The sequence below is a fragment of the Geomicrobium sp. JCM 19037 genome (assembly GCF_000698105.1).
Lineage (GTDB): Bacteria > Bacillota > Bacilli > Bacillales > Marinococcaceae > Geomicrobium_A.
Genome location: NZ_BAWZ01000003.1, coordinates 87,305 through 113,565, shown reverse-complemented (window position 1 = coordinate 113,565; position 26,261 = coordinate 87,305). Strand labels below are relative to the sequence as shown.

Below are 26,261 nucleotides of genomic sequence, written 5' to 3'. Positions count from 1 at the left end.
CTCCTCTTTTTCTTCTGTACAGGCTTTCATACCCGTTCTAGTATACCATCAGTTGTTGACAGATTAAACCTCTAAAAACGCCTGGAACCAATGTATGTAGCAATTTCGGAGAGAGAATGTACAGCAGGTATTTGCGGCAAGGTTTCAAGTGTCTGATACGCTTTGTTTAAGTAACGCTCACTTAGTTCTTTAGCGTATTCAATACCTCCGCTGTTTTTAACGAGCGTTAGCAGTTCAGCGAGCGTTTGTTCATCAGGTTCTCCATCCATAAATGCACGCGTAATACGTTCTTTTACACTCGGATCATGATGCATCGCGTAGAGCGCAGGCAACGTGACATTCCCTTGAAGTAGATCCCCTCCTGCTGGCTTACCGAGCTCTTCTTCCGTACCTGTGAAGTCGAGCACATCATCAATAATTTGATAAGCCATGCCCACTTCATAGCCATAACGATAGAGTGCGCGCTGAGAGGATTCAGGTGCACCGACGGCGATCGCACCAAGCTCACAGCTACCGGCAATGAGCAGTGCTGTTTTTCGCTTAATTCGGCGAAAGTACGTCTTTATATCTTGGTCCCATTCATACTGATAGCGGATCTGTTCAATTTCGCCAACGACCATTTCGTGGATGACACGAGACATTGCTTGATGAAGTTTCGGCTCATCGAAAAATGCCGCACTCTCAACCGCTTTCGCAAAAATATAGTCTCCTGTATACATTGCCACTCGGTTGTCATATTTCGCTTTAACCGTTTCTTGGCCTCTTCTCAACTCAGCGTCATCGATCACATCATCATGGACGAGCGAAGCCATGTGAATGAGTTCTAACGACACCCCAATATGCTTGAGTCGATGAATATCATAAGCGCCAAACTTGCCAGCAAGCAATACAAACACCGGTCGAATTCGTTTTCCACCTGCTTGCAACAGCTGAAGCGTCGCATCTTCTAGCACAGGATGAGCGCTTCAACCGCTTGTTTCATTTCTTGTTCAATTTTGTGTATATCCGCTCGTAAATACATATAAAGGTCTGCAAGCTTCATGACCATCAGGTCCCCTTCAAGTTATGGAGTGTATCCCAACACCGACATCCCAAACTTTTAGTTCGTCGGCTTTATCGTGCAAATATCCTTCTTCGTAAAGAAGTGTGTAGAAATGAAGCAGACCCTTTTGGTCTTCTTCTTGAAATTGGTAACGGAGATTCGTAAAGTATTGCTTCCAAAACGATGGAGGTCCACCATATTCTTTCGAAACGTGGGCTGCGAGCTCTTCATAGCCATCACGTCTCGTTTTTGCCTCACTGGATTTCCATTCCTGTAAAAGTTGCTCCATGCCTTCCGGCTCTTCGGCGAGCTTGTCTTTTCTCATGGCAAAAACAGCAAACGTCATCGGCAAAGACGTGTTAGCCGTCCATAGATTGGCAAGATCATATACGTACACTTGGTGTTCTTCTCTTCTCTTTGCTTCAATGGCATCATCACCGATCAATAAACACGCATCATGATTTGACATCATCTCATCATAAATGGGCGGGACCGTATGATACGTATTCCCACGATGCTCGTAGAACCTACGCATAATAACCTTAAGCAAGTGGATAGACGTAGCTGAACTATGCGTAAGCGCAATGCTTTTATCGTTTAATTGTTCAATCGGGACCTTTGAGAAAAGAAAAATTGAACCGACCTCTCCTTTTGCCGCTACGGCAAGGTCAGGCATTAGCACGTAATCTTCGTGATTTTGTGCATAGGCGAATGACGAAATCGCTCCTACGTCTATCTTACCTTGTGCCATCGCTTCGTTCAACTTCGCTGGAATACTCGGCACAAAAGACACATCATGCTGGAATTGATTACGATTTAAATGATAGAAGAACGGGTGGACATTTGTGTACAAAATCTCTCCAACGTTAATCATGTCATCTCTCCCCATCGTTGAAATAAACTATGGTTTACATCGAGTCGGTCGAGAATTTTACCGACCACAAAATCAATGAGGTCATCCATCGTCTCCGGCTTATGGTAAAAGCCAGGCATTGCAGGGATGACCGTTCCACCGGCATCAGCAACGCGCTTCATATTCTCCAAATGCGTACTCGTAAGCGGCGTTTCTCTAGGTACAATAATTAATGGCCGTTGTTCTTTAAGCGCAACATCAACACTTCGCTCGAGCAAGCTTCCTGAATGACCGTAAGCGATCTTTGCGAGTGTTCCCATTGAACATGGCACGACGATCACTCCGTCGTTCTTGTAAGAACCACTCGCAATCGGTGCCCGAAAGTCTTGCAACCCATGAACGTGCAAATCTCCTGTTGGAAATAGTCGCTCTAAACAGGCTTCACGATCCGTAACGTCAAGCCCTTCCTCCAAATCAAATACTTGCCAAGCAGCTTCAGACATGACGAAGTGTACTTTATGCTCACTAGAGAGTAGCTGTTGTACTAAGCGAATACCGTAAATGGCCCCACTCGCTCCAGACATAGCAACCGTAAAGATTCGTTTTTCACTCATAAAAGAAAATCTCCAATCGTGAAGAAAAGCATTAAAAGACTAATGATGCCATTCATCGTAAAAAACGCAACATTTACTTTTGATAAATCGTTAGGACTAACAAGACTATGTTCGTAAATCATAATGCCCGCACAAATGACCGCCCCAACGAAAAACACCACCCGAGCGGAGAAATGAAGGAGAGCGTAAGTAGCGCTGTTACACTAATAATATGACTACCCCGAGCAATGATTAACGCTCGTTTAATGCCAAAGCGTGCAGGGACCGAATGCAAACCATTTCTTCGGTCATAATCCGCATCTTGCGTGGCATATATAATATCAAACCCTGCTGTCCAAAACATCACGACTAAAAATAGCAACACCGCAACCGGACTGATTGTGCCAGTCGCACCGACCAGCACCTAGTGGTGCAATTGCAATCGTCATCCCTAAAATAAAGTGACACGCCCATGTGAACCGCTTCGTATAGGAGTAGATGACTAAAAAGAAAACCGCAAGTGGCAACAAGTAAACCGCTAACATGTTTAATTGAAACGCAGCTACAAATAGCAACACAAACGACACCGAAATAAAAATGCCCACTTCTTTGAACGAAATCTCACCTGCAGGAATCGCACGGTTGCTCGTTCTCGGATTTCGTTTATCAATGGTTGCATCAATCACCCGGTTTAAACTCATCGCAGCACTTCGTGCACCTATCATGGCAACAGTAATCCAAAAGACTTGTAAAAGCGTTGGCCACGTACCGTTCTCAACAAAGCTTCCGAGAATCGCACCTAAAAAAGCAAAAGGAAGTGCAAAAACGGTATGCTCAAACTTGATCATTTCGAGAATCGTTTTTAGTTTATTCATAGATTGCATCCTCAAGAACTGATCGCTTAAAACCCCAATGACCAGCAGCTGCACCACCAGCATAGCTGCGGAAGTTCACATCAACAAAACCAGAATCAACAAACCACTCAGCGAGTTCCTTCTTCTTCGGAAACGTTGCGGTCGAATCATACAACCACTGATACTCTTTTCCGCTTCCAGCGACCCAGCGACCGAGCTTGGCATGACTTGTTTAAAATACACAGAATAAAACGCTTAAACAACACATTCTCTGGGTGGGACGTCTCTAGGCAGAGTACTTGTCCTCCGGGTTTAAGAACACGAAGAATTTCTTGTAACGCCTTTTTCGGATCCGGTACATTGCGGAGCCCAAAGCCGATTGTGACAACGTGAAACGACTCATCGGCAAATGGCAGTTCCGTCGCATCTCCATGAAGAAGCTCCACATTTGTTAGTTTCTCATCATCGACTTTTTTTTGGCCGACTTCGAGCATATTTTCACTAAAGTCAAGACCGTGCACTTTTCCTTTGCCTTCAAGCTGATTGGCGATGGCAATCGTCCAATCTCCTGTGCCACAACACACATCAAGCACTTGAGCGTGAACGGGCAATGACATCTGCCTCATAATGTCTCGGCGCCATTGCTTATGCATGTTCAGGCTGATGACACCGTTCATTTTGTCATACTTCGTTGATATGGATTGAAACACTTCATGAACGTGTTTTTCATTCGTTCTCCCCACAGTTGTTACCCCTCCCGATTATGCGCTAAGAGTTCTCCGATGCGATTGGATAGATGATCTGTTAGTTGGCTTTGATGCGTGTTATACGCTTCTTCAAGCTTAACGTATACACGTTCAGCGACAATTCGAAGTTGCTGGATCATCCCTTCAGCCGATACATCCCCAACTTCCCCACTCGGTTCCATGGCAAATAACGGTGATAGCCTCGCTGAACCGAAGGGTTCTCTTTTTCTTCTGCGTGCTCAATCATGTCAAGTAGTCTTCGATACGTTAGAAAAGGAGGCGCGATGTGTTGCACAGCCTCGTGATTATAAAAGACACCGACGTTTTTAATAAGTGTAGATTCCATAATCGTGACAAGACTTTCCAATTCATCTACGCCTGACCAGTCATGCTCATGAAGTCGAATCTTCGCGTCGTTCGTTTTTTGGATGGAGCCGCTGAACACACGTACGAGTTTCACGTCTTCAAGCTTAGCGAGCTCTGAATAGTAAAGACTACTAAACCAATCTCCAGCAAGCACCGTCAATTGCTTTTCAATTTCCCGGTCCCTTGCTTCATTATGTAATGGGACGTATTGATGAGTCGTAAGCGCTGCGTCTACTAGCATTGCTGCTGTAGTCCTCTTCAGCTTACCTTCTTCAGCCAATTCAGGGGCGTCAATACAATTCGTGAAAAGCATCATTTTGTCAAGGTCGATGCTCACTTTCGAAACGTGTTGGTTTAAATACCGATGAGCGCTTAATCGATCGAATCGATCTTGAATCCATTGAAACCGCTCTTCTTCTTTCCATTCTGCTTGTTGCATACTCTTCCCTCCGGAAACCCATGATCCTGAATAGAAAGAAAGTAGCTAGATTTTGCTACTCTCTTTCTGTCAACATTTCTCCGTGACTCGTTTGAATAAGCGCCTTGCCGCGAATTTTAACCGCAGACGTATGCTCTGTAAATTGACCAATCATCACTTCGCCTTTATCCAGCTTTTCAGAGTGATGAAAGCGCGTCGTATTTCCACGTGTTAAACCAATCACATTCACACCGTCTTCTTCTGCCCGAACGACAAAGAAGTCATTGTTACTACTCATGAGAATCCCTCCTCTACGCATTTACTGTCTAATACTTAATGAGAGACAATACTTCTTGACGCGAAGACTCCTCTTCTTCGAATACGCCACGAACCGCAGACGTCACCGTCGAGCTGCCAGGCTTTTGAATACCCCGCATCGTCATACACATATGTTCAGCCTCAACAACGACCATCACACCGTGCGGATCTAACGTCTCTACCAAAGCATCGGCTACGGTTGATGTAATTCTTTCTTGAAGTTGTGGCCTTCTCGTTACGGTTTCAACAACACGTGCCAATTTACTAAGCCCTGTAACTGTACCATTCTTAGGAATATAACCTACGTGTACTTTTCCGAAAAAAGGAAGTAGGTGGTGTTCACACATCGAATAAAACGTAATGTCTTTGACGAGCACAAGCTCTTCATGCTCTTCTCCAAATACTGTCTTCAGATGCTCAGCAGGATCTTCACCAATGCCACCGAATACTTCTTCATACATTCTTGCTACCCGGGCAGGTGTATCTATAATTCCTTCTCGACCAGGATCATCTCCGATCGCTTCAAGGATTTGACGGACCGCAGATTCAATTTTTTCTTTGTCGAATTTCGTCATGGCGTATGGCCCCTATATCGCATGTTAATCGCTAGAAATTTTAGCACAGGGCCTTTTATAAAGCAATTATGACCTCTTATCCTATTGTAACACTTCGTCAAGCCTCATCAAATAAAAACAAAATAAACCCCCGTTATATAACGGGAGTTTGTTCTTACAAGATAATCGCAATCAGACCGCCGCTTCCTTCATTAATGATTCTCTCCAGCGTTTCTTTTAACTTATACCGTGCATTTTCAGGCATGAGAGAGAGCTTCGCTTGAATGCCTTCGCGGACGATGCTGTTTAAAGAGCGACCGAATATATCTGAATTCCAAATGGAAAGCGGGTTTTCTTCAAAATCTTGCATCAAGTAGCGCACGAGCTCTTCGCTCTGCTTTTCTGTCCCGATAATCGGGGCAAACTCTGACTCGACATCAACTTTAATCATATGAATGGACGGAGCAACCGCTCGTAAGCGCACCCCAAACCTTGACCCTTGTCGGATGATTTCTGGTTCATCCAAACTCATATCCGTAATGGCCGGTGCGGCAATACCATAGCCTGTTTGTTTAACCATTTTCAACGCTTCGGATACTTGATCATACTCTGATTTTGCATGGGAGAAATCTTGCATAAGTTGTAAAAGGTGGTCTTTCCCTCGAATCTCTACACCGACCACTTCTTTTAAGATCTCATCATACAAATCATCAGGCGCATACAAATCAATATCGGCGACCCCTTGCCCCATTTCGATACCTGATAACGAGGCGGTATCAATAAACTCAAACTCGTCTGCAAAGTGACCGACGACGCGATCGACGTCTCGCAACCGTTTAATATCTTGAACCGTCTCTTTCACAGATCGCTCATAATCTTTTCTTAACCAGTGATCATCGCGTAACACCATGACCCAACTCGGTAAATTGACGTTCACTTCGTGCACCGGAAACTCAAAGAGCACTTCTCTTAGTACACGATTAATATCGTGCTCTGTCATGCTTTCTACACTCATTGAAAGTACAGGTACGTCATGCAACTGCTCCAAATCACTTCGGAGTTCTTCTGTTTCTGGTGCGTACGGTCGAACGGAGTTGACGATAACGATAAACGGCTTGCCAACTTCCTTTAGCTCTTCAATGACGCGCTCTTCTGCTTCCAAGTATTCATGTCTCGGCAATTCCCCGATGCTACCATCAGAAGTGACAACAACACCAAGCGTCGAGTGTTCTTGAATGACTTTTCGTGTTCCAATCTCTGCAGCTTCTTGGAACGGAATCGGTTCTTCGTACCAAGGCGTATTAATCATTCTCGGTCCGTGCTCATCTTCATACCCTTTCGCTCCCGAAACGGCATAGCCCACACAATCAACGAGTCTTATATTTACATCGAGCCTTCATCGACATGTAGCTCAACAGCCGTATTCGGTACAAATTTAGGTTCTGTCGTCATAATCGTTTTTCCGGCTGCACTTTGCGGCAATTCATCTTGTGTGCGGGCGCGCTCTACCTCACTGTCCATGTATGGCAATACGACCAATTCCATGAACTTCTTGATAAAGGTTGATTTACCTGTTCGCACCGCACCGACGACGCCTAAGTAAATATCACCTCCTGTACGCTCCGCGATATCTTTAAAGATATCCACTTTCTCCACGAGATCCCCTCCGATCTAAAATTAACTCCACCGTTTCAAAATATGTGTCATTGCATTCTATGATGTTGTCCACTTCTTTATGACAAGGATTGAACAGGCGGATCGTTTTCTCGAAATATTTACAAAAACAAAAAACCTCTTCTACTCTATATATAGATAGAGAGGAGAGGTTTAGAACATTTCCTTATTCGTTTTTGCCTGTAATTTTTGGTTCTCCGTTATCCAGTTCATAAGGAACAGAATAGACAGGCGCAATCGGAAACTCATCAGTAAGTATAGAGCGGATGTCTGATTCATCTTCAGGAACACCGTCATATTCTTGCAATACTCGGTTTAAATCAATCGCGTAATCGATCACCACTTGACCTGTACGATCCAAATACAATGGTAACGTCGTGGAGAAATACGGGCTGGATACAACCGGTTGCTCATCTAAACCCATAGCTTCATAATCAAGGGCAAAAATGCCAGGTGCAACCATTTCGTCTAGCGGTGGATAACCGTGTGTTCTCGTGTAGTCATTTACTTCTCGTTCAAATTGGTTCGCTTCATGCATAACAAGTACTGGAATGACTCGAACTTCGGGATCGTTTTCGACATCAATTAACGTGTAGTAGAAGTTGCCCCCATTTTCATATGCACTCGCAGGAGCATCATGCATATAGCCAGGCACAAGTTGGCGAAAATCGACTTGATACCGTTCATAGTCGGTCATCGTTTCATCAAACGTCTTAATCGGGAGCACCCCGTTTTGTTCTTGAAACTGATCAACCCCAGCTTGTACAGATTGCAATTGCTCTTCGTATGGAAAGCCCCCTGTATTCGTTCCTGATGACGGTTCAGGATCACCACAAGCTACGAGTAAAACGAGCAGCGATATGGGAACTAGCTGTTTTATAATACGCACCATGCTTCACTCCAAAGATATATTCAAAGGGTTGCGCGCGATCCTGGAACGACCACGACCAACACGATTAATCCTGCGATGAGAATGCACACAAATGAAAAGCTGAGCACGATAAAACGTAGTACACCACTTAATTTTTCTCTTCCAAACAGCGCACCCGCTGCAGCCACAAACATTAAAAACAACCCGATAAAAGACAGCCACATTGATTGTAACGGGGTCATAACGTACCCTCCTTCAAATTCACTCGTCCATTATAGCATACCGGTGATTGATCTCGCAGTAACCGTTCATAGCAACAGTTGTCCATTTTTCAAAAATCTTTCGCTATAGGTAGGAGGCATGATCCAGTCCACAAAAAATCGAAGAGCATCCGCTCTTCGATTGACTAAACCTTTCTTCCAATAGGTGGAGCCTTGTTGGATGTGGTTCACTGGTATCCTATGCACAGTATCCGTCTCTGCACTATACGAACGCCTAGCTAAACGCAATTATCCTCTGAAAAGTTGACTCAATGAATTAAAATCTAAAGGAATATCGTTATTTGTGATCGCGCGAACGAGCTGGTCTTCTTTTTCTTTTGAAACCGGAACACCTGCCATTTTTGATACATCATGAATGAGTTGACGAACGGTCGCTTCATCTTGCAAGTTAGCCCCGCTAACTGAGTTTGCCATGTTGTATACATCGTTTTGGTTCATGTTTGACTCCTTTTGAATCCGATCGAAAATGGAATCAAATTGATTCATATCTACACCCACTTTCCTATTCTTATTGAATAGTGTATGTAGATCGAATTGAGGTGTGATTTCTAGGCAGAAGTTTAGATCAATTATTCTTTTAGATGCTTAAAAAAGTCTTCAGACTCATGCTTTTTTAGGCGGCCCATTAATTGTTCACTGGCGCTTTCTGGATGCTCTCCATTAAAGATTACGTCATACAACGCCGTTGTAATTGGCACCTCAATCTCATGTGATGCCGCCAGTTGGTGCATGGCACGTGTCGTTTTTACACCCTCTACGACCATGCCATATCGTCCAAAACGGTTTGAAGCGGCGTGCCTTGACCGAGCTGAAAACCCGCTCTCCAGTTCCGACTATGCTTGCTCGTACACGTCGCAATCAAATCCCCGAGACCAGAAAGACCGGCAAATGTTAACGGATCCGCGCCTAACCGTGTGCCAAGTCTTGTAATCTCCGCAAGCCCTCTCGTCATAATCGCCGCTTTTGCGTTATCACCAAAGCCAAGACCTTCTGCCAGTCCAACAGCGAGTGCAATCACATTTTTGAGAGACCCGCCAAGTTCAACTCCAGTCAAATCTTCATTCGTATACACGCGAAAGTTTTGGTTAATAAACAAGTCTTGAGCCCTTTTTGTCGCATGAACATCATCCGATGAAACCGTAACGGTCGTCGGCTGTCTTCGGGCCACCTCTTCGGCATGGCTCGGTCCTGACAGACAGACGATTGAGTCCGTCACTTTTTCTATACCCTCATCTTTCATTAACTCTGAAACTCTAAGTAATGTGTCCGGCTCAATGCCTTTAGAGGCATGAATGACGTATGGAATGGTTTTATTGAATGCGACGATTTCTCGAACAGCTTCTCTCATTCCGGATGTTGGGACGCTAATTAATAGCGCTTCCCCATGCGCCAAAACTTCTCCCATATTTGTAGACGCCCTCAATTGTTTAGGGAGCGTCACACCGGAAAGATACTTCTCATTCGTATGATGATCGTTCATTTCATTCACTTGGTCTTCTCTTCTCGCCCACATTAAAACATCATGGCCATTGTCGGCGAGAACGATCGCGAGCGCCGTCCCCCAACTTCCCGCACCAAGAACTGCTACACGTTGTTTCATCCCCATCATCCCTTTCCAGCTTTCAAGCGAATACCGCACACTACTTTTCTCCGATTTTACTTTCATTCCCTTTGACTAAACGTTGAATGTTCGTTCGATGCCGCCAAATAGACATGATCCCAACAACACAAGTAAGCGCAAAGTATGATATTGGATAACCATAATGATCAAGCGTAAACAACACCGTAAACGGGGTGAAAAAAGCAAAGATCAGTGATCCAAGCGACACATATCTCGTGATGACGATCGCCAAAATCGCAACAATCCCAACATAGATTGCCGGAAAGAAAACGAGCGTTGCAATGACACCAATTGTTGTCGCGACACCTTTTCCACCCTTGAATTGATAATAAACCGGATAATTGTGACCGAGTATTGCGAGCAACCCGCAGATCGCAGGTGTCCAACCCGAGTACTGATCAAAAAATGACAGACCGCTTGATAAGAACAACAATTCCATTAAAAAACCGAGAAGCACGGCGACGATCCCTTTCACCGCATCAAGGAGCAATACAAGTATTGCAGGACCTTTCCCCAATATACGTAATGTGTTGGTCGCCCCTGCGTTTCCACTGCCGTGTTTTCGAATGTCTACTTTCTTGATTTTCTTTACGAAAATGTAACTAAAGCTAATTGAACCGATAAGATACGCAATAATCCCTGCAAGAATAACATCCATCGTCTCCCCACTCCCCCCAAAGCTTAAGACTCGTTTTTCTTACGCGCAATAATTTTCAGTGGTGTACCAACAAAAGAAAACGCTTCTCGCAATTGATTCTCCAAATACCTGCGATAGGAAAAGTGCATTAAATCTGGATCATTCACAAACACAACGAATGTCGGTGGACCGATGGCAACTTGAGTAGCATAATTAATTCGCAAACGCTTAATCCCACCAGCTGTAGGTGCAGGGTTTCGGGAAACTGCATCCATAATGACGTCATTAATCACGTGTGTTGGCATCCGCATTTGGTGACTGTCCATCACTTCATTTACAACAGGAAGCAATTTATGAATCCGCTGATTCTTCGTTGCTGAAACGAACACGATTGGCGCATACGACAAGTAGCTAAACGTCTCACGAATGTTCTCGGTGTACGCTTTCATCGTGCGATCATCCTTTTCCACCGCATCCCACTTATTCACTACAATCACAACGGCCCTGCCCGATTCATGCGCATAGCCTGCAATTTTCTTATCTTGTTCAATGACGCCTTCTTCACCGTCTAAGACGACAAGCACGACATTCGCCCTCTCAAGAGCACGCATCGCCCGAAGAACACTGTACTTCTCTGTGTTTTCATATACTTTCCCGCGCTTTCTCATACCAGCTGTGTCGACAATTTTGTAGTCTTGTCCCTCGCGGGTAAAGTTCGTATCAATGGCATCTCTTGTCGTACCGGCTATGTTACTCGTAATGACACGCTCTTCGCCTAAGATTGCATTGACGAGTGAAGACTTCCCGACATTTGGTCTACCAATAACGGCGATTTTAATGAGTGATTCTTCCTCAGCGTCCTCTAAATGAACAGGGAAGTTGGCAAACACTTCATCAAGCATATCTCCGATTCCAATGCCGTGTGATCCTGATATTGGAAATGGTTGACCGAACCCAAATTCATAAAAATCATAGATTAAGTCTTGCATGTCAGGGTTATCAACCTTGTTAACGCCTACAACAACAGGCTTTTTGGACCTTTTCAAGATCATCGCAACCTCTTCATCTTGAGGGGTGATGCCTTCCCTACCATTAACGATGAAAATAATGCTATCTGCTTCCTCAATCGCAATCTCTGCTTGCATTCTCATCTGGTCTATGAGTGGTTCTTCACCGATGTCAATTCCACCGGTGTCAATGACATTAAACGTACGATTCAACACTCTCCTTGTCCATATAGGCGGTCTCTCGTTACACCCGGTTTATCTTCGACGATCGCTAACCTTTCGCCGACCATCCGATTAAAAATTGTTGACTTCCCAACGTTAGGTCTACCAACGATGGCTACTGTTGCTTTTGACATGAGATATTCATGCCCCCTGTTCTTCTATGTAAATCACGAATCCAAAGATTGAACTCGCGACACTCCTCTATGCTGAAAGTGTCACTTTCTTTCTGCGGGAGTGGTGTTGATACTGACCTGCTCGCTGTACAAGGCTTTCAATCATATGCCATACGACAAACAAAACGAGTACTGCAGTTAAACGATTGAAAAAGAGAGCGTCTGCAATGAACAGCCCTTCTCTTAATGGAACGAGCACCCATCCAGTAAGCAATTCCCCAAAGCATAGCGCTAACATTGCTAGTGGATAGCGGCTATCACGGTAGCGATAAACGAACACCGTTAAAAAGAAAATTGCCGCTGCAGGCACCCATACGTCATGCGCATAAAAAATGACAGGACTAAACCAGTACGCCAGTTCAATTGCCGCATACATAAACATTAGCGATAACGCACATACGATTAGCGCTAGCCACCTTTTCTTCGGAACGTTACCCGCCCACACGATTGCAGTGATGAGTGCGACCCCAAATGCGAACGGAACCGTGTACGATTCCCCCGACCAAGATAATGGGTAGACGATCATGCCGACCAAAACAGCAGCGGCTAAATAAAATCTGGCAAGGCTTTTTTCATAAAAAAAAGAAATGAGTACCCAAAGTATCCATGAAAACCAAAAAAATAACAAGCTCTCCATTTGCATCCTCCCTTTTCTTGTTCAGTATAGACAAGAAATGGCAGAAAGAACCGTACGGGTTACGAATGGAGAGCTCTATTTCTCAAAACAATCGGCGAATCCACTGTTGGTATTCGCCGATCGTTTGCGGTAATTAATCGTTACGGTATTTTTTTAGTTGGTCTCCAATCATGTCGCCAAGGGAGAACCCAGAATGATCTTCTTCAGGTGCTTCATACTCACGCTGAACTTTATGATCAGACGTCTCTTTTTCTTCCAACTCGCGAATGCTCAATGAGATGCGCTGTTCAGAAGGACTGATATCTAAGATCTTCGCTTGAACAGCTTGACCTTCTTCCAATACTTCTCCAGGCGTTCCGATATGGCGGTTCGCAATTTGTGAAATGTGAACGAGACTTCCACTCCAGGAGCCACTTCAACGAACGCTCCAAATGAAACGAGGCGCTTCACTTGACCATCAATGACGTCACCTGGTTGAAATTGGCCTTCAATCGTCGTCCAAGGTCCTGGCAACGTATCCTTAATCGACAATGAGATTCTCTCTTTGTCTGCATCTACTGCCAAGATTTTCACTTCGATTTCTTCCCCTTCTTTTACAATCTCTCCAGGGGATTCAACGCGATGGTGAGCCATTTGTGAAATGTGAACGAGGCCGTCAACGCCTCCAACATCTACAAACGCACCAAAGTCAGTGAGACGCTGTACCGATCCTTTTACCGTATCTCCAATTGTTAAGTTCTCAAGAACTTGCTTTTTCTTTTCATCCGCTTCTTCGTCGAGAACGGCTCTGCGAGACAGAATCAATTTGTTCTCTTCTGCATCCAACTCAACGATTTTTAACGTAACGGTTTGCCCTTTGTAGTCTGAGAAGTCTTCTACAAAATGACGCTCAACGAGTGAAGCTGGAATGAAACCACGTACACCAACATCAACAACAAGCCCACCTTTGACAACTTCTGCAACTTCAGCTTCAATAGGCGTTCCTGCCTCAAACGTTGCTTTAAGTTCATCCATGCCTTCTCCGCCCGCGCGCCGCGAACAGAAAGGACAAGCTCATCGTCTTCGATCTTGATGACTTTAAGATCTAACTCGTCACCCGTATTAACTACATCACTTACCTTTTCTACGTGCAAACTGGATAGTTCGCTTATAGGAACAATCCCGTCTACTTTGTAGCCAGCGTCAACGAATGCTTGCTTCTCTTCAACCTTCGTCACCTTACCTGTAACGATGTCATTCACTTGAAGATCTTTCATTCCTTCTAATTCATTGTTCATTTCTTCAGCCATTGTCTTTTGCCTCCTTACTTCCCTTTAAAAACATTGCTATACAAAATTCTCCATTTCTTGGAAGAATGTTGCAGACATTAGTTCGAATTCTGTTCTTCTTTCAGCTGCTTAATATGATCCATGATCCGGTCGGTCACTTGCCTCGCAGAAGCTTTCTCTTCTCGCAAATCATCAAGTGGAACGGCTTGTCCATACGTGAGCTCAACCTTTTTAAATGGCTTGTACTTGCCTTTTACGTAGGCTGGAATAACAACTGCATCACTTTTCAGTGCGAAAAAGCCTGCACCCGCTAAGCCTTCACCAATCTCATCGGTTTTGGAGCGATTCCCTTCCGGAAATAACAGCAACATGTCTCCTTGTTTCAATACAGCAAGCGCCGTCCGCAGCGAAGCTCGATCACCTGCCCCTCGTTTTACAGGGAAAGCACCGAGATTCTTAATCAACGTGCCGAATCCTTTTTTCTCGAATAATTCTTCTTTCGCCATAAACCGAAGTGGTCGTTTAATGTAGGATCCAAGCAACGGAGGATCGAAGTTGCTTTTATGATTAGAACAGATAATCACCGGACCATTCGCCGGTATATTTTCTTTTCCCTGAATTGATGCAAAGAAAACACCAGAAAGCAGAATTCTACAAGCAAATTGTCCAATTCGATAGATCATGACGATGTGTGCTCCTTCTCGCGGGCATGTTCATAGATAAACCGAACGACATCCTCAATCGAAAGTTGTGTCGTGTCAAGTGGAATCGCATCGTCTGCTTGCCTTAAAGGAGCGAATTCCCTAGTCGTATCTAAATGGTCTCTTCGTTCGATCTCTTGTCGGATCGTCTCAAAATCTGATGGTTGTTCATTTTGGATATTCTCCATATGACGCCTTGATGCACGTTCATCAACCGATGCAAACAAATAAACCTTAAGTTCAGCATCTGGTAATACGTGGGTGCCAATGTCCCTTCCATCCAAAACGACACCTCTTTGTTTAGCGAGCTCTTGTTGGCGCTCGAGCATCTGAAGTCGTACGCTATGGTGACTAGACACTTCAGAAACCGCATGAGTCACACTAGCACTGCGAATTTCTTGCCCTAAATGCTCGTTATTAACGAGCATATGGCGCCCATCACCAGACAAAGTGAAGCTCATATCTTTTAGTACATAATCAATAGTTTTTTCATCACTCGGGGAAATGTTATTCAAAAGTACGCGGTAGGCGAGCGCACGGTACATTGCTCCTGTATCAATATACAAATATTGCAATTCGTTCGCCACCTTCAATGCGACCGTACTTTTGCCAGAGCCCGCAGGTCCGTCAATTGCGATATTAATCTTTGGCATACGTCTCTCCATATGTAAATTTCATTCGTTGTTTATTGTTGTCCAACATTGCCTAAAGTTTACCATAATAAGCGGTGTAAGACAAATCGCTCATTAGGAAAGCCCTTTAGTTCCAGCAATGGAACTAAAGGGCGATCGTCAGCAAAAGCTGTCTTTTTGTTTGGGGACTCCAAGTCCGAATAACGGTCGTAAATATAACGCTAAAAATGTTCCACCGAGTGCCATAATTCCCCAAATATATCCGTGAGCACTAAAGGATGCAATACCGCTGAAATATGCGCCGATGTTACACCCAAATGCTAGCCTTGCGCCATATCCCATCATCAAACCACCGATAACAGACGCTAAAGCATTCCCTTTCGTGATCTTGTTGAAGCGAAACAGTCCACCTGCAGCGGATGCAAGAAACGCCCCAAGAATGACACCGAAGTTTAGTACCGACGTCGTATCCGCAAAAATAGAGGCATCTAGTGCTGCTGTATCTCCTTGCCAAAATCCCCACTCACGCACATCAAATCCTAGAAATTCGGCAGCTTTTGAGCCCCAAAGTGTAAATGCATACGTAACACCCCAAGGTGTTTCACGAACGAGCAGTGTAATCGCGTTTAAGACTGCGAGCACAATCGCCGCTGCAAACAACGGCCATGATCCTCGAAAAATTCTTTTCCAACCACTTTCAGTTGGCACTTGTGCCATCTTTGGTGGGTTTTTCTTTTTTTCAATGATTATCGTCACAGCCGCTACCGCACCAAAAATGAGCATCGAGACGAGCCAAGCTCCACCATATCCAAGACCTGTTGATGTCGCCAAGGAAAATGATTCAAATGCGGGCATGTCTTCCATCCAAAAGTTAAAGTGACTCGCCCCAATGGTTGATCCGATGATGAAAAATAGGAGCGTGATGAACATTACGCTTCGTCCGCCACCTACTGCATATAAAGTTCCAGACGCACAACCTCCGCCAAGTTGCATACCAATTCCGAAGATAAACGCTCCAACGAGTAAGCTGACGCCTACTGGAGAGATGTTCCCGGTAGCTTCACCACCAAAAAACGTAAAGCCTGTAGCGAGAATCGGGGCAAAAAGTGTACACGCGATGGCCAGCATGACCATATGAGCGCGAAGCGCTTGTCCATTTCCGACCGATGCGAGTCGTCGAAATGCAGATGTGAAGCCAAATCTAGCGTGAAAGAGCGTATACCCAAGTAAAATTCCAATAACGAGAAGAATTGGTTGCACGAAATGCTGGGTGAATATGAGATACAAAGCAAGTATAAAAGATGCGATAAGACCAAAAGTGACGAGATTCAACTGCGGTTTTTTTAAACCAATCGTATGTTTAGCAACTGAATGTTGTTCTGATATAGGTTGAACATGTGTAGACAAATTCATTTCACCTCTTTATCTGATGGATTTACTCAGGAATTAATCTTCTAACAGCCTATGCCTGAATGAACAAAATGTCAATACTAAATAATGATTCTCCTGTGTAAGCAAATGTTGTTCTTTGAAGACTATATAAGTTGAGGGAAAGAATTTCACTGAATCCGCTGACAGAGATCGGTCTTGATCGACTGTTGAAATTGATTTCACTTCGATGTCGATCGTTGTTCGTTACTGCAAGAGTTGTGGGAAACACAGAAGACGTTTGTTGTATGGTAAAAAGACGTGACCAATGGTCACCACCTCGCGCAAGTGTGTACATCTCCTGGCACGTTTGTGACAATCGAGCCTTTAAACCGGGCACTTTCGGCCTCCAACGGTCACATATCTCGCGATTTGTGACCGTTGACTCCGTTTATGTGCACATCCACGTCTAAAATGATGATTTTTCTATCCCAAGTGTCACAAAAATGACTATATGGGGCATTTGGCTTCTTTCCGCACACCGAAGCGGCGAGGGAATGTGGGCCTTATACTCTGGGGTTAATAGAAAACGTCACCGATGTTGCCTTGTGCTATGGAGTACGACCGTCCGACATCAGTGGAAAGCAACAACAAACTGTGCAATTAAGAAAATGCTAAAATCATCCTATATAGCGTGCTGACCTTGTTATATAAGTGAAATGAACCATACTGCAGTTATTCGTTAACTCAAACGATGTGGGATGTGAATAAGGTGGTGATTTGCTATGGTAGGATTTTATCAAATCTGCTAGCGTTTTCAGGTGAGATCTTACCATTGGTCATTCTATCGTAAGATTTCTCGCCCCGATGGGAGGATTCTTATTAAAACGCCTCGTATAACAAGTAAAATCTTACCTTATAACCATCTATGGTAAGATTTTACTCCCACGCCCTCTCCAATGCTCAGTTTTCGGACGCAGCAAGTCTATGTGGAGTGTGATTGAATTTGACGCTAAATTCCATTGTAAATCCCGGCCTTGTCGCTGAATGAGTTTCTATAAATCAACTCGTATAGATCGCTTTTATTGAGCTCAGCCACTCTTTTCGGCTTCTTCGTCCGTACATCATGGTATATATTCAATTGTGGCGGCCTATGTTGCTGCCACACCCTTACTTTCATACAAAGCAATACCCCTATACAAACGAGTCAAGTACCGTAGATGCTGACATTCACGGTAGCGAAGAAACGTGCGTTAGTCCCACGTTCAATGATTGGTGGGCGCTGAAAAATTAACGTCCCTCTTCTTAAGTTACTCGTTAACTCGACGTATTGTTCAGATCTATGTGGGGATATCAACAACTTAGCGCGTTACGATCGTTAAGAATCCCATCATAGAACCGTCTATGTGGGAATATAGCCTTTCTATGTGGGGATTCCTGCTGAAATTTGTTCTTAAAGGAAGAAAATTCCATCATAGGCAGGGCCTTTGATGGAATTTTCTTATTATATCAAGCGAAACACTGTTGTATGATTTTAAACTTCTCTTTTTCAGTGACCTCAATGATTGCGGCGGCGGATTTTGGTTACATACAGCCACCACGAACGTGTTGTACACATTTACCGATTTCAGGTACCTTACAACGGATCATAGGCAGCGCCTCCCACACACAAACCTCAACGTCAATAACCAATAAAAAGGTCGTCAAAAGCCTGTTACAGACTTTTGACGACCTTTTCTGTTTACATTACATCCACATCGTAGACGGGTTCGGCAGCTTGCATTCGTTTCACATCTTCTTCAAAACCGTTGTTTGCATTAATGTACACTCGGTACGTATCGTTGTTCATCGTTCCGTAAATCTCATAGACGAGAACTTCTTCTCCACTTTGATTTTCAATGACCGCCAAATGTTCTTCACGTGATTGGACATTTGGGTGAATTTCATCCAATGCCTCTTCTAGCGTAAGGTCTGGAGAGAGGTCATGGCGTTCACGGTGGTTTGCAAAGTAGTTGCTTCCTTTAAAACCAATCACATCTCCGTCGTCCAGTGCAACTTCAAGCAACAACCCATCTGGTAGAGACGAACATCGTCAGCCACGGTACAAATTCAAAAACACCCATCGTATCATACTGCTTACCATCCACAAGTTGCACGTTCTCAATTCCGTTATCTTCAAGAAACTCTTTCGCAATTTCGGAGGCTTCATTCAGACTGATTTTTGGTTCTGTAATCGTTCGCGATTGCATCATCCAAAGGGGTAAGCCGCCTTTTTTTGTCATATCTAGCATGTAATTTCTTTCACCATCTGGGTCTTCGATCGTAATTTGGTACCCTTCATAAGGTACCCCTTCTCCTAGTGGTTCAACGTTAGCATCGGTATTCTCTGGCAAGCCAAGAAAAGCGCGAGCGCGGTCTTTCGCATCTTCTTCACTTACTTCTTGTTTGCCTTTTAACGTTTTCACAAGTCGTTTGTTTACATCTTTTTCAAACTGACTGTCGTCATTCCAGTTGTTTTCTGAAAAGCCTTTTGCTTTATTGTCAATCGTTTTTAGACTGTGTACCATCGTTCCTTCAGCAGGTTCACGCTCATTAATGAGATCATCCTCAACATCACTCCAGCGGATATCATTAGATAGCGCTTGGGCTTGAACGGTTCTCAAGTCATGCTTCATTTCCCCTGCCTGTTCATAAAAATGCTCCAGCTTTTCATATTCCTCGTCAGTTAGCGGTTCATCATTTCGATCACGAATCGCAGTTTCATACGTGAACTCAGCGACATTCGCTAAATACTCTCCTGTTTCATTTACAGGAATCATCAAGCGGCAGTTCACCCATCTCATTATGAGCGAGTGACGAGATTCGCCAAACTTCTGCGAGTGAGCCCGTAAAGTGGGAAGATCCATTGGTCGCAAGTGAGGCTCCTAACTCGTCTTCTAGCTGATCCATATGATAACTTAGCTGATGAAAAGCACGTTGATAGTTGTTCTCATGACTAATGGCTAGCGCTTCTTTTTCTTGATGCTCTTGATAGGCAAAAATTCCTGTACCAAGCAGAGCAACCGCTAACACGGCAATCGTAATGGCTCGAAACATTGTTTTCCTCCTTAATCAGCAAACACGTGCTTGCCAATTTGTTTAATCGTCGGTCGACCGAAAATCCATTGCGATGTTGCAGTTTGTGGGTTGTAATAATACGTCGCACCATCTGACGGGTCTTGGCCATTTATCGCATCTAGCACTGCTTTCCTTGCTTGTTCATTTGGCGTGAGATAGATTTGACCGTCGGCTACGGCAGTAAATGCCCGTGGCTCAAATATGACACCGCTTGCTGTATTCGGAAAGTCAGAATCATTCATTCGGTTAATAATAACAGCGGCAACTGCCACTTGCCCTTGATAAGGTTCACCACGTGCTTCTCCGTATACGGCATTTGCCATAATTTGAATATCATTTTCTGAGAAGCCATCTGGGACATTCGTTGCTTTATGAATGTTTGCTTCATTACCTTGTTTTTCCTGTTGTTCTTCACCTGTCTCTAGTTGCTCACCATTACCATCACCTTCGCCACCTTGATTGTTACCAGTATTTGGCGGCGGGCTCTCTTGGTTACCTCCATCTTGATTATCTCCTGAACGTTCAGGAGCTTGAGAGGTGCCTCCACCTTCTTGTTGACGATCGCCCTCACTTTGGCTTTGACCGCCTTTACTTCCTTTCGGCCCTTTTTGAATGTCCAAAGGCGTCGAACCATAATGGGTGAAATTCCGACCATTCTCCAACGCTTCTTTCACGAAAGCTTCATCATAGTTCGTCGTCTTATCTAACCTTGCTTTAAGATCATCACCGACAAGCCATCCACTTCCATCCAAATGCTTCTTGGTATTCTTTGACACTCCAATACGTGCCCCAACCGAAAACACCATCAATGGTGTCATTATAATAGCCAATGTATTGAAGCCTTGCTTGAAGTTCGATGACGTCGTCTCCAGTCGCTCCTTTTTGGATAATCTGATCAGAAAACGCTTCGCTCGTTTGAGGAATCGCACTGATCATCGTAATCGTAAGTACAGCGACGCTAACCGCCTTGCTCCATTTGAACATTTCCATTCCTCCTTCTACACTCACTTCACTGTCTGTGATGTACATAGTTTCTAAAATGTAGAAGAAAATTATTCATGCGTTTCTAAAACATTGATGCTGAGTTGTTTCACAGATAGAGACTGTGTCGCCTTCACAAAGGCAGAACAAAAAACAAGGATGGATAACCCACCCTTGATCTTTTAAAAGAATGCTATTCGGATTCATTTTGCAAAGCTTTGATCGTCTGCTCTGACAAGTGTAATAGTTCCTCTTTTGTTTCTTCGTCAATCTGTCTAGCATGAGCGCTCAATGTAATGTAATGGACATACTTGTTCATATAATGTGTTGCTAACTCGTCTCGCTCGATCGCTTCATAAAGAAGCGCGAGTCGTGTGTACAATGATAGTAATGAAGACAGTGACCCACGAACATTTCCTGATTGGATATGTTCTCGCGTTTTGTCATGAAGCTCATTAAGCAGTTCTTTTGCTGATTGTTCAGGATGTTCTTCACCGACACGCAGCACAATAGCGGTAAGCGGTTCGATCGTTAACGTGTTGTCAACGTACGTCATACCCGTTGGTGAATCAATGACGTTCACTCCTGCCTTTTCACGGTCAACAATGACACGAGCATCCTCAATGCGAACATCATTTAACGAAAGTGTTCTCGTTGTTTCGTCTGCATTGATGAATACGTAGTAGTCTCCTGTATCATCGGTCGAACGTGCTTCATAACCGATGACGAGATCTTCTTCTCCAATTTCTGGAATATCAATAAGTGACACATTTTCTTCGATCGCTTCCATGGAATGATGCGAGAACGCATTCGTCGACCGACGGAGTTCAATTAGCCCTTTCGTATACTCGCTCGTTTTCACATGGTCTGGGTATTGCTCTTCGTCGTTCACTTTTTCCCACTCGAATTTGTTAATCGCATCACTAGAGTCATACGAATCGTGAATGAAATATGGATAGTGGAAAGGCTCACCTTGTTCATCTGTCATATACGTCGATTTGTATGGAGCTTCATCGGTCTCCTCTCGGAATTGTTTCGTTCTGCCGTACTCTTGACCTGCATGAAGGAATGACGTGCCTTGAGCGGTTAACACCATCGTATTTCCAAGTCGAATTCGCTCTTGAATTTCTTGTTGATGCTCGTCTGGATCTTTTTGAATCGACAGCGCAATCACATCATGCAACGTTAAATTATCGTGTGCTTCAATGTATGGAACGACGTCGCCGGATTCGTAGCGGTATAGTTGTGAGGTTGTGCCGTTACGTTATCAAAAATTCTTTGAATGTTACGCTCGCCACCAGTAAGAAATCTCGGCTCCCCTTCACTGCCAAACCCAGATTTCAATTCATTACGAAAATCATCTGAGAATGAGCCAACAGCTGTTGTATGTTGCATCCAATCTTGATCAGCTGGCATCACATCTGGATCGCTTTCATCCCCGACAAACGTTCTCCAACCTTCTCCAATCATTAAGATGTTCGGATTCAGTGCTTTTGCTTCGTCATATGCCATTTGAATCGTTTCCGCATCATGGTCACCCATCATGTCAAATCGAAACCCATCAATGTTAAATTCTTCAACCCAATACGTAATGGAATCGACGAGAATTCGATGGGCCATTTCGTGTGTTGTACCTAATCTACCACCACCAAAACTCGTGCGCGGGCTGCCATTAGCATCCATAAAGTGATAATAGTGGGGTTCTAAATCTTCGAATATTTCCACGCGAGCTGTATGATTATAAACAACATCCAACACGACACCCATATCACGCTCATGAATCTCATGAATCAAGTTTTTAAATTCTTCAATCCTCTTTTCAGGGTCAGTAGGGTCTTCCGAATACATCCCCGTCAACGAAAAATAACTATGAGGGTCATAGCCCCAGTTATAGTTCGTATTGTTCGCTTCATACTCGGGCATCCGCTCAGAAGCACCGAGTTCATCAGCAAAAAAGTAGCTCATGACGGGTAGTAATTGAATGTGAGTCACACCAAGGTCTTCAATATAGTCGAGCTTTTCAACAAAAGAAGCAAACGTTCCAAACCTCGCTTGCAACTCATCAGAAATCGAAGGATCTGAAGTGAAATCACGTACATGAATTTCATAAATAATCGCGTCCTCTCGATTCTCATACCCTGGAATGTCCGCAAATTCTAACTCTGGTCCAATCGTTGATGGATCAACAATTGCTGCTTTTCCAATCGGTACTTGTGGATCCGTATGGTCCCAAGCAGCCATTGACTTCGCATATGGATCTAGTGCGAGCACTGTTTCGCCCGCTCTCTCGATTTCAAAGTGATAATAATACCCTCGCAAATCTGAAATACCGGTGTTTTCTTCTGTAAGTTCAACTTCAAACACGCCACGGTCTTGACGACTCATTGAAATGTCACTACGCACTACAGTATGATGGTCGTCTTTATCGTAGAGAACGACCCGAACCTCATCTGCAGATGGAGACCATACGCTAAGCGTCGCTGTCCCATCTTCATGAAGATCAACCCCTAAATCCCCATCGTAGGAAAGTTTCTCATCTTTAAGTTGCCACGTCGGATAGACCAACATCTCCTCCTCATATACGTGAACCGTATAAGGAGCGTCTTCTGCTGAAAAATCTCCTGTTAATTCAACCGTTTGACCATCATCTGTTTTCGTTACTCCTCCGATAGTCTCGGACTGCCCCATACGATTTACAAGCTCGATATTTTCTAGCAAATCTTCCTCTGCAAAAACTTCCGTCGATGAAAATACAACGTCAATGGTTGATTCGTCTACTAACCAGCCGTACTCCATCCCTTCACCGAATACATAATAAGGGTTTGTGTACACGTTTGTATCACCAGCTTGTAAAAATATTTGACGATGCTCACTCAAGTTGGCGAAGTTCATGTTCCCAGATTGCTCTCCCGTCTCTCGGTTTACGAGTAAAAATTCAACGATCTCGGCCCCGTCCTCGATTTCAACATCGACATAATGGCCGTACTTATTCTCCTCTGCGAAACGATGCGCACCTTCTGGCCAGTTTTCAGTTGGGTAACGCACATCGCCCCACGTCCATAACCCCCAGTCGTCAAGTTCATCACTCTTATAATGGACGCGCAAAATGTCATCTTCGCTATGAGCTCGTATAAATACACTCGCCCGTCTTCAGTTAACCAAACTTCATTCAAGTCGTCAGAAATGAGCTCCACGAACACATCACCAGTAATGTTCTCCCCCGTCGTCGTATTAACGAGCATACCGACCGTCTCAGCTTCTGGCAAAAGTTTAACATCCGTGTAAATCGAAAAATCTTCATGAGTTCCTTCTGTAAAAGGTTGTGCTGCATTAGGCAGGCACCTTGTTGTTCTGAAGGCTCTGCAACATCTTCCCACACCCATAAACCTAGATCGTCTACGGCATACTCCCCTGGTTGATAATGAACCCGAAGGTATCTTCTGGAATGTCACTCGATTCATCCGTTACGAGTTGTCCTCCTTCCACAGTGAGTAACACCGTACCGCCATCACTCATACTCGGAATCGAAAGCGTTATGATCCCTTCCTCACTTGCTTCATAAGTTTCACCTTGGTACGCATCAACAACGACTGCATCTGCAGAATCCACTTGTAACGTAAGTAGTCTTTCTTCCTCACTGACATTCAACCCAACGTAAACAGCATCTTCATCAATAGATCGCTCAAAGACGATGTGCCCTTCTTCGTTTGACCCTGCAACTGTTTTACGCTCACCAGACGCAAACACTTCTCGATGTTCATCTCGAAATGCGAGAATGGATCGATAATGTTCCTTACTGCATTTCCTGCAAAATTGTCATCCTCAATCTTTTCCCAAGCATATCGTATCGGTTATCATAGTAAGGATAATTATCCATACCGCTCAAACCAAGCTCTTCTCCGTAATAGATCACGGGTTGACCGATTGCCGTCATTTGTAGCGAAGAGGCTACGAGCAGCTTCCCAACATTGCCATCAACTCGCTCTAAAAATCCTTCTTCGTCGTGACTACCAAGAAATTGCCCGAGCAAAGCCGTGTTGTCCATCTGTTCATTTCGCTCAACCAACTGTTGATTCGCTTGTTGAAGATTCCCATTTACGAAATCAAGGGCAGTATACTTGAACTCAAAATCTAATAATGAATCCATCATGCCTGACCGTAAATAGCCGTGGTCATTATTCTGACCCGCTCCCCAAGACTCCCCAATTAACTGAAATTGTGGGGCTCGTTTTGTTAATTCATTTCGAAATGCTTGCCACGACGTATCCTCGACATGCTTTACCGTGTCAACGCGAAAATAATCAATCGAGTTGCCCGCATCCGTCGTCGACTTCTCAATCCAATCAGATTGCCATTCAATCACTTGTTCTCTTACAGCCGGGTCCTCGGTAATGAAGTCTGGCAACCCAGCAAGTTCGCCTGTCACTTCATCTTCTCCGACATTTCCACCTTGCCTAATTAAATCAGCGAAACGCTCACGGTCTGCATCCGTTGGAAATCCAGGCGGGCGTTCTTCATCCGGAATCTCTCCATCGATTTCTTTAAGCCCATAACCCGTATGATTTAAAACCACATCAACCATAATTTTCATGTCGCGTGCTGCCGCTTCATCGATCATCTCATGGTATTCTTCCATCGTTCCAAAATGAGGATTTAATTTGGTGAAATCGCTTGCCCAATACCCATGGTACCCAAAATAAGGATGTCCTGCAGGCTCATCTTCATCGGTAAATCGAACATCATGAGCGACATTTTCAACAATAGGACTGATCCAAATCGTATTCACACCGAAATCTTCAAGATAATCAAGGTTTTTCGTAATCCCTTTAAAATCACCACCTTGATACGTTCCGCGAGGGTGTTGCCCATAATTTTCATAACCTAAATCGTAAGGGTCATTGTTTGTTTCATTGCCATCAAAGAAGCGATCGGTTAATAAGAAATAAATGACAGCTTCATCCCAATCAAAATCATTTTCATCTTCATATTCCCGTTTTGTCACTTCAATTTCAGCATTCTCTGTGGAAGAATTTCCGTACTCATCAATGGCTGTCACCGGGATTTCTTTAACTCCGGCACTCGTCGCTCTCGTTACCGACAACGTGACTCCATGAGATCGAGGTCGACTTCTAATTCTGACGGACCGCCTAGAGACGTCGTATCCGCAAATAGTTGATTTACACCCGCTCCTTCTATATCAATAGATAGAACAGCGTTTTCGTTGAAATTCATCTGTTCTGGATCGACAGACGTATCAAATATCATTTCTTCATTCACATAACGAATGACGGACTCTTCGGAAAATGGATCCACTGTTTCGTACGTAT

Annotated in this window: 25 protein-coding genes and 6 pseudogenes; all 31 read right to left on the bottom strand. The window is 44.2% G+C overall.

Annotated features, from left to right (window positions below):
- Positions 1-71: 71 nt before the first annotated feature.
- On the bottom strand, positions 72-953 hold the full coding sequence (gene hepT, locus JCM19037_RS02805) for a heptaprenyl diphosphate synthase component II (RefSeq protein ID WP_307189710.1): 882 nt from the start codon (positions 951-953) through the stop codon (positions 72-74).
- Between the two features lie 105 nt (positions 954-1,058).
- Positions 1,059-1,916 (bottom strand): menaquinone biosynthesis protein, encoded by an 858-nt coding sequence (locus JCM19037_RS02800; RefSeq protein WP_052363479.1) that lies wholly within the window; start codon positions 1,914-1,916, stop codon positions 1,059-1,061.
- Positions 1,913-2,509, bottom strand: a complete 597-nt coding sequence (locus JCM19037_RS02795) for a UbiX family flavin prenyltransferase (protein ID WP_042397602.1) — start codon at positions 2,507-2,509, stop codon at positions 1,913-1,915. Before JCM19037_RS02795 ends, JCM19037_RS02800 begins: the two co-directional genes overlap by 4 nt.
- A pseudogene (locus JCM19037_RS02790) lies at positions 2,506-3,363 on the bottom strand (UbiA-like polyprenyltransferase). The gene JCM19037_RS02795 and the pseudogene JCM19037_RS02790 overlap by 4 nt, the downstream one beginning before the upstream one ends.
- Positions 3,356-4,085 (bottom strand): annotated as a pseudogene (locus JCM19037_RS02785) (demethylmenaquinone methyltransferase). Before JCM19037_RS02785 ends, JCM19037_RS02790 begins: the two co-directional pseudogenes overlap by 8 nt.
- A 5-nt stretch (positions 4,086-4,090) precedes the next feature.
- Positions 4,091-4,228, bottom strand: a complete 138-nt coding sequence (locus JCM19037_RS25480) for a hypothetical protein (protein WP_193744638.1) — start codon at positions 4,226-4,228, stop codon at positions 4,091-4,093.
- A complete protein-coding gene (locus JCM19037_RS02780) occupies positions 4,225-4,893 on the bottom strand; it encodes a heptaprenyl diphosphate synthase component 1 (RefSeq protein ID WP_042397599.1) in 669 nt (222 codons plus the stop codon). Before JCM19037_RS02780 ends, JCM19037_RS25480 begins: the two co-directional genes overlap by 4 nt.
- A 55-nt stretch (positions 4,894-4,948) precedes the next feature.
- Positions 4,949-5,170 (bottom strand): trp RNA-binding attenuation protein MtrB, encoded by a 222-nt coding sequence (gene mtrB, locus JCM19037_RS02775; RefSeq protein ID WP_042397597.1) that lies wholly within the window; start codon positions 5,168-5,170, stop codon positions 4,949-4,951.
- Between the two features lie 28 nt (positions 5,171-5,198).
- Positions 5,199-5,765: a GTP cyclohydrolase I FolE gene (gene folE / locus JCM19037_RS02770; protein ID WP_042397592.1), complete on the bottom strand. Its 567-nt coding sequence runs from the start codon at positions 5,763-5,765 to the stop codon at positions 5,199-5,201.
- Positions 5,766-5,919: 154 nt separating this feature from the next.
- Positions 5,920-7,400, bottom strand: a pseudogene (spoIVA, locus tag JCM19037_RS02765) (stage IV sporulation protein A).
- Positions 7,401-7,584: 184 nt separating this feature from the next.
- A complete protein-coding gene (locus JCM19037_RS02760; RefSeq protein ID WP_052363478.1) occupies positions 7,585-8,310 on the bottom strand; it encodes a hypothetical protein in 726 nt (241 codons plus the stop codon).
- A 20-nt stretch (positions 8,311-8,330) separates the two neighbouring features.
- Positions 8,331-8,531: a DUF2768 domain-containing protein gene (locus JCM19037_RS02755; protein WP_042397589.1), complete on the bottom strand. Its 201-nt coding sequence runs from the start codon at positions 8,529-8,531 to the stop codon at positions 8,331-8,333.
- A gap of 267 nt (positions 8,532-8,798) precedes the next feature.
- Positions 8,799-9,056 carry a stage VI sporulation protein F gene (locus tag JCM19037_RS02750; protein WP_042397587.1) on the bottom strand — a complete coding sequence of 86 codons (258 nt, stop codon included), beginning with the start codon at positions 9,054-9,056 and terminating at the stop codon, positions 8,799-8,801.
- Positions 9,057-9,139: 83 nt separating this feature from the next.
- A pseudogene (locus JCM19037_RS02745) lies at positions 9,140-10,179 on the bottom strand (NAD(P)H-dependent glycerol-3-phosphate dehydrogenase).
- Between the two features lie 31 nt (positions 10,180-10,210).
- The gene (gene plsY / locus JCM19037_RS02740) at positions 10,211-10,849 is read right to left on the bottom strand and encodes a glycerol-3-phosphate 1-O-acyltransferase PlsY (protein WP_042397583.1); all 639 of its coding nucleotides are present in this window, start codon (positions 10,847-10,849) and stop codon (positions 10,211-10,213) included.
- A gap of 23 nt (positions 10,850-10,872) precedes the next feature.
- Positions 10,873-12,191, bottom strand: a pseudogene (gene der, locus JCM19037_RS02735) (ribosome biogenesis GTPase Der).
- A 67-nt stretch (positions 12,192-12,258) separates the two neighbouring features.
- Positions 12,259-12,867, bottom strand: coding sequence for a hypothetical protein (locus tag JCM19037_RS02730; RefSeq protein ID WP_042397580.1), 609 nt, complete (start codon positions 12,865-12,867; stop codon positions 12,259-12,261).
- Between the two features lie 133 nt (positions 12,868-13,000).
- Positions 13,001-14,156, bottom strand: a pseudogene (gene rpsA, locus JCM19037_RS02725) (30S ribosomal protein S1).
- A gap of 77 nt (positions 14,157-14,233) precedes the next feature.
- Complete coding sequence (locus tag JCM19037_RS02720) at positions 14,234-14,818, bottom strand: 1-acyl-sn-glycerol-3-phosphate acyltransferase (protein ID WP_042397578.1); 585 nt, start codon at positions 14,816-14,818, stop codon at positions 14,234-14,236.
- Positions 14,815-15,489 carry a (d)CMP kinase gene (gene cmk / locus JCM19037_RS02715; protein ID WP_373900266.1) on the bottom strand — a complete coding sequence of 225 codons (675 nt, stop codon included), beginning with the start codon at positions 15,487-15,489 and terminating at the stop codon, positions 14,815-14,817. Before cmk ends, JCM19037_RS02720 begins: the two co-directional genes overlap by 4 nt.
- Positions 15,490-15,627: 138 nt before the next feature.
- Positions 15,628-16,881, bottom strand: coding sequence for a YeeE/YedE family protein (locus JCM19037_RS02710; protein ID WP_042397574.1), 1,254 nt, complete (start codon positions 16,879-16,881; stop codon positions 15,628-15,630).
- Between the two features lie 1,696 nt (positions 16,882-18,577).
- Entirely contained in the window at positions 18,578-18,901 is a 324-nt protein-coding gene (locus tag JCM19037_RS21930; RefSeq protein WP_052363477.1) for a PepSY domain-containing protein, read from the bottom strand.
- Positions 18,894-19,655 (bottom strand): PepSY1/2 domain-containing protein, encoded by a 762-nt coding sequence (locus JCM19037_RS21925; RefSeq protein WP_255357834.1) that lies wholly within the window; start codon positions 19,653-19,655, stop codon positions 18,894-18,896. The genes JCM19037_RS21930 and JCM19037_RS21925 overlap by 8 nt, the downstream gene beginning before the upstream one ends.
- Positions 19,639-19,932 carry a PepSY1/2 domain-containing protein gene (locus tag JCM19037_RS21920; RefSeq protein WP_052363475.1) on the bottom strand — a complete coding sequence of 98 codons (294 nt, stop codon included), beginning with the start codon at positions 19,930-19,932 and terminating at the stop codon, positions 19,639-19,641. Before JCM19037_RS21920 ends, JCM19037_RS21925 begins: the two co-directional genes overlap by 17 nt.
- Before the next feature lie 11 nt (positions 19,933-19,943).
- A complete protein-coding gene (locus JCM19037_RS21915; RefSeq protein WP_373900263.1) occupies positions 19,944-20,729 on the bottom strand; it encodes a cell wall hydrolase in 786 nt (261 codons plus the stop codon).
- Entirely contained in the window at positions 20,677-20,937 is a 261-nt protein-coding gene (locus JCM19037_RS29820) for a peptidoglycan-binding protein (RefSeq protein ID WP_373900261.1), read from the bottom strand. Before JCM19037_RS29820 ends, JCM19037_RS21915 begins: the two co-directional genes overlap by 53 nt.
- A 190-nt stretch (positions 20,938-21,127) precedes the next feature.
- Complete coding sequence (locus tag JCM19037_RS26160) at positions 21,128-22,108, bottom strand: hypothetical protein (protein WP_238544511.1); 981 nt, start codon at positions 22,106-22,108, stop codon at positions 21,128-21,130.
- Positions 22,109-22,119: 11 nt separating this feature from the next.
- The gene (locus JCM19037_RS26155; protein WP_202963211.1) at positions 22,120-24,039 is read right to left on the bottom strand and encodes a pullulanase-associated domain-containing protein; all 1,920 of its coding nucleotides are present in this window, start codon (positions 24,037-24,039) and stop codon (positions 22,120-22,122) included.
- Positions 24,040-24,330: 291 nt separating this feature from the next.
- Positions 24,331-24,681: a hypothetical protein gene (locus tag JCM19037_RS21910; RefSeq protein WP_052363474.1), complete on the bottom strand. Its 351-nt coding sequence runs from the start codon at positions 24,679-24,681 to the stop codon at positions 24,331-24,333.
- Positions 24,682-24,727: 46 nt separating this feature from the next.
- On the bottom strand, positions 24,728-26,035 hold the full coding sequence (locus tag JCM19037_RS21905) for an alpha-amylase family glycosyl hydrolase (RefSeq protein ID WP_052363473.1): 1,308 nt from the start codon (positions 26,033-26,035) through the stop codon (positions 24,728-24,730).
- Positions 26,026-26,247 carry a hypothetical protein gene (locus tag JCM19037_RS21900; protein ID WP_052363472.1) on the bottom strand — a complete coding sequence of 74 codons (222 nt, stop codon included), beginning with the start codon at positions 26,245-26,247 and terminating at the stop codon, positions 26,026-26,028. Before JCM19037_RS21900 ends, JCM19037_RS21905 begins: the two co-directional genes overlap by 10 nt.
- Positions 26,248-26,261: the final 14 nt, after the last annotated feature.

Excerpts from the sequence above, each read along its gene's own strand:
- JCM19037_RS02800 (WP_052363479.1), bottom strand. The coding sequence starts at position 1,916 with ATGATTAACGTTGGAGAGATTTTGTACACAAATGTCCACCCGTTCTTC.
- JCM19037_RS02795 (WP_042397602.1), bottom strand. The coding sequence starts at position 2,509 with ATGAGTGAAAAACGAATCTTTACGGTTGCTATGTCTGGAGCGAGTGGG.
- JCM19037_RS25480 (WP_193744638.1), bottom strand. The coding sequence starts at position 4,228 with ATGATCCAGCAACTTCGAATTGTCGCTGAACGTGTATACGTTAAGCTT.
- JCM19037_RS02780 (WP_042397599.1), bottom strand. The coding sequence starts at position 4,893 with ATGCAACAAGCAGAATGGAAAGAAGAAGAGCGGTTTCAATGGATTCAA.
- mtrB (WP_042397597.1), bottom strand. The coding sequence starts at position 5,170 with ATGAGTAGTAACAATGACTTCTTTGTCGTTCGGGCAGAAGAAGACGGT.
- folE (WP_042397592.1), bottom strand. The coding sequence starts at position 5,765 with ATGACGAAATTCGACAAAGAAAAAATTGAATCTGCGGTCCGTCAAATC.
- JCM19037_RS02760 (WP_052363478.1), bottom strand. The coding sequence starts at position 8,310 with ATGGTGCGTATTATAAAACAGCTAGTTCCCATATCGCTGCTCGTTTTA.
- JCM19037_RS02755 (WP_042397589.1), bottom strand. The coding sequence starts at position 8,531 with ATGACCCCGTTACAATCAATGTGGCTGTCTTTTATCGGGTTGTTTTTA.
- JCM19037_RS02750 (WP_042397587.1), bottom strand. The coding sequence starts at position 9,056 with ATGAATCAATTTGATTCCATTTTCGATCGGATTCAAAAGGAGTCAAAC.
- plsY (WP_042397583.1), bottom strand. The coding sequence starts at position 10,849 with ATGGATGTTATTCTTGCAGGGATTATTGCGTATCTTATCGGTTCAATT.
- JCM19037_RS02730 (WP_042397580.1), bottom strand. The coding sequence starts at position 12,867 with ATGGAGAGCTTGTTATTTTTTTGGTTTTCATGGATACTTTGGGTACTC.
- JCM19037_RS02720 (WP_042397578.1), bottom strand. The coding sequence starts at position 14,818 with ATGATCTATCGAATTGGACAATTTGCTTGTAGAATTCTGCTTTCTGGT.
- cmk (WP_373900266.1), bottom strand. The coding sequence starts at position 15,489 with ATGCCAAAGATTAATATCGCAATTGACGGACCTGCGGGCTCTGGCAAA.
- JCM19037_RS02710 (WP_042397574.1), bottom strand. The coding sequence starts at position 16,881 with ATGAATTTGTCTACACATGTTCAACCTATATCAGAACAACATTCAGTT.
- JCM19037_RS21925 (WP_255357834.1), bottom strand. The coding sequence starts at position 19,655 with ATGATTCCTGTAAATGAAACAGGAGAGTATTTAGCGAATGTCGCTGAG.
- JCM19037_RS21920 (WP_052363475.1), bottom strand. The coding sequence starts at position 19,932 with ATGTTTCGAGCCATTACGATTGCCGTGTTAGCGGTTGCTCTGCTTGGT.
- JCM19037_RS29820 (WP_373900261.1), bottom strand. The coding sequence starts at position 20,937 with ATGTTCAAATGGAGCAAGGCGGTTAGCGTCGCTGTACTTACGATTACG.